We start from the raw sequence: 5,670 nt of genomic DNA, 5'->3' as shown, positions 1-5,670 counted from the left end.
ATATATTCGAAATTATCAATTGCTGAAGCTCAAGAGGCTTATGATGAAGTGATCAATAGTTTTCCAATATAAGGTATTGCTTCTGGTGACAGCTATGTTCTTCATACCCCTAGAAGTAAGTTGACCGCAGGGAAAATTAAGGTAGTATTACTCCCCTATGTATACCGAAGGTGTACTATGTAACTAGGATAACTCGGCAGCGCCTAGTTTTCAAGTGCAATAAATCATACAAATACTTTCTCTTTGTGATAAGTTGCACAAAGAGGTATTTATATATATGGTTTAGAGTTCGTTGAATAGAAATAAAATAGCGTTTCATACCATATAACATTTTATCATATGGTATGAGTTGCTTTGATTACTTTGTCTAACTAAATTAGAAGTGTAGAAAAATATGCTGAAGATAAGACATAGTATTCGTAAAACAAATGAATAACTATAAGATTACATCTGACTTATGTAATTTGATATGGAATATATGTTATAATTAAGCAAATAAGTTAATTGTGGAACTTGTAGATTATCTGATGAAAATTTAGAAGGAGGTTGATTTTTATGGGTTTAGATATAGCTTCAATAGTAATAGGGATAGGAATTTTAGGGGGTATTTTAACAATAATTTTAGGTTATATAGGCAATAAGGAGGATGAAAAAGAGGATGGAAAAGAAAAGAAAAATTGATACGTAAATTTCATAAATTACGCGCTAAATAGTTTAAGTCAATAAGGATTTACATCATGAAGAATGTCTTTGAATATAGCATAGCTTTCATAGCAGTTAAAATGTATTTTTGATTTGCAAGTTTTGTTCACACACATAATCTCTTAAATACCCTTCCAAACTTTTTACATAAAATTATTTACAGGCTAGTTAAAAAACAGTAGTGGTATTTTACATAATTGTGTGTAAACATAGTTTGTTCCCATTATTTCTGAAATATGTTTTCGTACTATATAATTCTAATATTATATCAGATAACGACATTATCTGATATAACGGAGCCTTCATTTAATTCTACTAGTCTCGTGCATAATCCATTTAATACATTCTTAACATGTGTTGTTATTATAACTGTTCTTTTTTCCATAACTAACTTTTTTAATATATTTATTAAAATATCAACTGACGCCTCATCTATTCCATTAAATGGTTCATCAAGTAGTATCAGGGTGGGTCTATTAAGTAAGGTTAACATTAATGCCAACTTTTGTCTGTTGCCTAAAGATAAATTTTTTATTAGTTCATTTTTATACCGATTTAGTCCTATCTGTTCTATCCACGAATCCATTCTTTCATCACATGAATTATTATATATATGCTTAACAAAATCTAACATCTCATTAACAGTTAATAATTCATAAAAAAAAGCATTGCTATCCATATATGATATTTTAAACAACTTGTTTTTAGTAATTTTTTTGCCCTCATTATACACATTTTCATTATTTATAATTCCAGCCATTATTTTTAATAAAGTAGTTTTTCCAGATCCATTGCTTCCTACAATTCCAATTAATTCCCCTTCCTCGATTTTTAAAGATATATTTTTGATATTGAAGTTTTTATAGCTATGGTTTACGTTCTTTAACTCAAACATCATATTAAAATCCTTCCCAACTGCTCCATATTTTTTTTGATAATAATATTTTATAGAATAAATATAGAATGCATAAATGTGATACCATAATTATTATCAATATCGCCCAAAGAGTCATGTTGCTTATTTTATTTAGATAATTATATGCAAATAAACCTATTCCTAAGCTGTAATATATCGTTAAACTAGCTATTTTTAAAAAAGCATTCATAATATCATTAGCTAATGTTCCTTCTACCTCTTCATTTTTTAAAAGCTGGAAATCCGGTTTAACAATATTAGTTATCACAGAATTAAATGAATATATTAAACTAAACATATTTATTGTAATTATTAAACCTATAATATCGATTGTGTTTCCTAATAATAATATCGGTAATACTAAAAATATATTAGTAATATTGTATATTAAAAAATACATTTTTATTTTTGATTTGATAAATTTCAATAATAAATTGTTATTAATTAAATGTCTAATTATTGATTTATCGTTTTCTATAGACAAAATTTTCTTTAACAGAGTTTCTGATAATTCAAAATTAGCAATTACGACAAAAAACATTACCATTTTAAATTGTCTTGTAAATAGTGTATTCATATTAAATAACATCCCTAATATAACAAAGTCGGCAAAGAAGACATTTCCAAATATGGATTTAAAAGTAAATTTTTCTCTTTTTAAAATCAAATATTGATAATATATAAACTTATCATTAAATCTACAAAAAAACATTTCTAACAACTTCTTATCTTTCTTATATTTCTTATTATTTGATAAATCATTTGTATTTTTAAATAATATCAATATTGTTATCATCATTAACAAACTTAAAATAAGAATTTCACTTACAAGTAATAGCCAATTATCAGCGTGGTTATATATATAAATTACATATGTAGTATTCCAATTAATAATTATTCTAAATAAAAAATATGATGTCAAAAATACAAAACTATTTTTCAAAATAAAACTAAGTATAAATGATCTATTAAATCTTTTTTTAAAAAGATCAAACAAACAAACTATTATATATTTATATATAATAGGAAGTAATATATATATACCATAAAATATTACTAAACTTAATATGAAATCATATTGGTTTTTAAATATAATAACAATAGATATGCTTATTGATATATATACCATAGATGCTATATATATATTTTTTAAATAGATCTCACTTATATATTTACATAAAAAAATTTTATTCTGTTGTTTTTTAAAACCTACTATAAAATTATAATCTTTTTCACCAAATACTTTAGTATATATGGAGCTAATACTATTAAATGACAAGTAAATAACCATAATAATATATAGACATTTAGCAATTAAATTCCAATTAATATTATTAGGATTATAATATATACTTATTTTTAAAAAAAAACAAGTAAAAAATGTTAATATAAATGTTAATATAGTAAAAGTGGAAACTTGAAAAATCCATAATGTTTTTTTAGATATTGTTGAAATGTTGAATTTTTTACAGATTATCCTGAATTTAATTAGTAAATAATAACTAAATATATTAAACATAGTCACTCTCTTTTCTTTCTTCTAAATAATAAATATATTTCAACAATATAGGCTATAAAATTTATTACTACTATCCAAAATAACGAATCCATATTTATAGGTATATTAAAAATTCTAGTAATTAAAAACAACAAAAATAAATTTACGATTATTACAATAAATCCAATATTTTTTTTCATAATCAATCAATCTCCTAAATTATCAGGATAAATACAAGTATAGAACTTATATAAGTTACATGTTTTAATAAAAATATATACCACAATAATTAATACTTGTACTAAAGTTCTATACTTGTTTTTATCCTTTAGTTATTTGTTGCAACACAGATGTTAATATTTATGTTTTTACCAACCACCCATAACTGATTTAGCAACACCTTTTGATGCACCTACCAGAACTTTTTTTATTAAAACTGTACCTATAGCTATACCTCCAGCGGTTAATACTGCTGCTATAACACTAGCTACAGTTGCAGCAGCTAATGCATAATCTATAACTTTATACGCTCCTGCTAAAGACATTCCCGTCGCACTTACAATGTATCCCATAAAAGGAATCTTATTTTCCATTTTATTTTACCCCCCTAATATATTAAAATATTTATATTAAATTGTGATATATATTTTTCGATTTTTTAAAGATATAACTTAATAATTACACTAAATAGCCATAATACACTTGAAACTATAAACAAAATAGATTTTTTTTGTTTATTAATGTATGATTTAGAGCATCTTAAATGTTTTAACAATATAATACTTATAACTATAAGATATATATAATTGATAATATTGAATTTTGTGATTATGTATATAATTTTAGTATTATCCATTGCTTCAAATAAGTTTAAAATTATATTTATTAAATTTATATAATTAGCTAAGCAACTAATTTTTAAGATATTCGTAAAGTTTATATCTATCTTTAATAGTACTACAACTAATTCAAATACTATTGAGGTATAAATCATATTTATTATAGGTGCGATTATACTTGAAAGAATTGCTATAAATAAAATTAAATCTTTATATGCTTCTATCGTTTTCAAAATACTGTAATTATCTAAAAGTTTATCCATTCCTAAATTTATGAAGATAATTGTGCCTAAAATAAAACATATCTCCTGTATAAAAAAATGCTTTTTAAAAGATTTATTATCAATATTTAAAATAGGTTTCTCAATAAGTAACATTCTAAATTCCTCCTGACATAATTATACTTTCGATTACAGCAGCTAAAAATAGTAATATTATTGACAATAGCAATATTTTAAATAGTTTAATTATTGCATTTCTATTAAAATTAATAGTTATACTCTTATATTTATATACCCCAACCCATATTGGTAATAGCCCTATTGATGAAATTAAAATCATGCTAGATATCTCAAATAATCCATGCGGAAGAATTTTAGTTAAGAAAACATAGAATCCACCTTTATATATCGTCATACCTAAAATAACTCCATTGATAATTAAATATACAATTGTTGAAAATCCAAAAGAAACAATTCCTAATATATTTATAACATTAGATTTTACATTATGAAAAAATATATCAGAATATGATAATTGCATACCTTTATTCCCAAACCAAGAAATATCGTTTAAAAGATAACTTCCCAATATCATACCAATTAAAATTGACATAATATAAATTGAAGAACTTAATAAAATACCTTTTTTAATCATACTTCCTTCTCCCTTAACTGTAATTGTAATATATATTTATTGCATAATATAGTTATACATCTATATATTTACATTATAAATGATTAAAATATATAATTCAACATAAAAAGCATGAAACGTCATTATTGAGGCATAAATAGACTACTAACCTTGTTAAAGAACTCCATAACCCATAACAAAAACAATATAAAATTAATTTTTTCGTTTTAGTATTTAACTAGTGAAAGTAAGCTATAACAAATGCAAACTAAAAATAATATTGATTATTATATGTTATGACAATTTATATTTGATATTTGACAATATAACTTGTCATAAAAAATTAATTAGTGGGAAAATATACTATATTAAAAGATCGAAAATATTTAACAACCGCGATAGTTGGTATTGTAGCTTCTATTGGATTTTTAATAAGTTATATTTTGACTATAATCTAAGGAAGTGTGAATTAATGAAGGAAAAATTAATATTAAAAAACAAACTTAAAGTAGCTAGAGCCTGAAAATAATCTATCCTAAGAAGAATTATCGGAACTAGTTGGTGTTTCCAGACAAACAATTAGTTCTATAGAAACAAGTGAAAGTAACACAATACCAATTGTGTTACTTTCACATTGGCCGTATTGCTCATTCCTTATTTTTTTCGATTTGAATGTAACATAACGTATCAATTTATTACATTCAAAGTAACATAACGTTCTAAATTTCAAAAGAAAAAAAGAAGGTGTTAACCCAATGTCATTAAGTTAACCATCTTGTGACAAATAGAATTATAGCCAATTGAAAGTATGTATGCTTCTAATTGGCTTTTTTCTTTTACAACTATTATTTTTGGGCATG

At 23.5% G+C, this 5,670-nt stretch carries 8 protein-coding genes; 2 read left to right on the top strand and 6 right to left on the bottom strand.

The features are described 5' to 3' along the window. Window positions 1-555 precede the first annotated feature (555 nt). Entirely contained in the window at window positions 556-681 is a 126-nt protein-coding gene (locus KPL55_RS26490; RefSeq protein ID WP_281418915.1) for a hypothetical protein, read from the top strand. Window positions 682-970: 289 nt separating this feature from the next. Here KPL55_RS26490 and KPL55_RS25075 read toward each other — a convergent pair whose 3' ends face one another. From KPL55_RS25075 to KPL55_RS25050, 6 genes are all read right to left on the bottom strand, one after another. Further along, window positions 971-1,600 (bottom strand): ATP-binding cassette domain-containing protein, encoded by a 630-nt coding sequence (locus tag KPL55_RS25075; protein WP_216309486.1) that lies wholly within the window; start codon window positions 1,598-1,600, stop codon window positions 971-973. Between the two features lies 1 nt (window position 1,601). Beyond that, window positions 1,602-2,417: a hypothetical protein gene (locus KPL55_RS25070; RefSeq protein WP_216309485.1), complete on the bottom strand. Its 816-nt coding sequence runs from the start codon at window positions 2,415-2,417 to the stop codon at window positions 1,602-1,604. Between the two features lie 722 nt (window positions 2,418-3,139). Beyond that, window positions 3,140-3,316 carry a hypothetical protein gene (locus KPL55_RS25065; protein ID WP_216309484.1) on the bottom strand — a complete coding sequence of 59 codons (177 nt, stop codon included), beginning with the start codon at window positions 3,314-3,316 and terminating at the stop codon, window positions 3,140-3,142. Between the two features lie 168 nt (window positions 3,317-3,484). Further along, window positions 3,485-3,709, bottom strand: coding sequence for a hypothetical protein (locus tag KPL55_RS25060; protein WP_216309483.1), 225 nt, complete (start codon window positions 3,707-3,709; stop codon window positions 3,485-3,487). Between the two features lie 65 nt (window positions 3,710-3,774). Continuing rightward, entirely contained in the window at window positions 3,775-4,332 is a 558-nt protein-coding gene (locus KPL55_RS25055) for a hypothetical protein (RefSeq protein ID WP_216309482.1), read from the bottom strand. Between the two features lies 1 nt (window position 4,333). Next, window positions 4,334-4,831 carry a stage II sporulation protein M gene (locus KPL55_RS25050; RefSeq protein ID WP_216309481.1) on the bottom strand — a complete coding sequence of 166 codons (498 nt, stop codon included), beginning with the start codon at window positions 4,829-4,831 and terminating at the stop codon, window positions 4,334-4,336. A gap of 329 nt (window positions 4,832-5,160) precedes the next feature. On the opposite strand from KPL55_RS25050, the gene KPL55_RS26890 reads away from it, so the two are divergent. Beyond that, a complete protein-coding gene (locus tag KPL55_RS26890; protein WP_376770508.1) occupies window positions 5,161-5,268 on the top strand; it encodes a DUF6442 family protein in 108 nt (35 codons plus the stop codon). Window positions 5,269-5,670: the final 402 nt, after the last annotated feature.

The organism is Clostridium lacusfryxellense, assembly GCF_018861735.1.
Taxonomy (GTDB): domain Bacteria; phylum Bacillota; class Clostridia; order Clostridiales; family Clostridiaceae; genus Clostridium_AD; species Clostridium_AD lacusfryxellense.
Note: the sequence above shows the minus strand (reverse complement) of the source record. Positions and strands in the feature narration are given on the sequence as shown.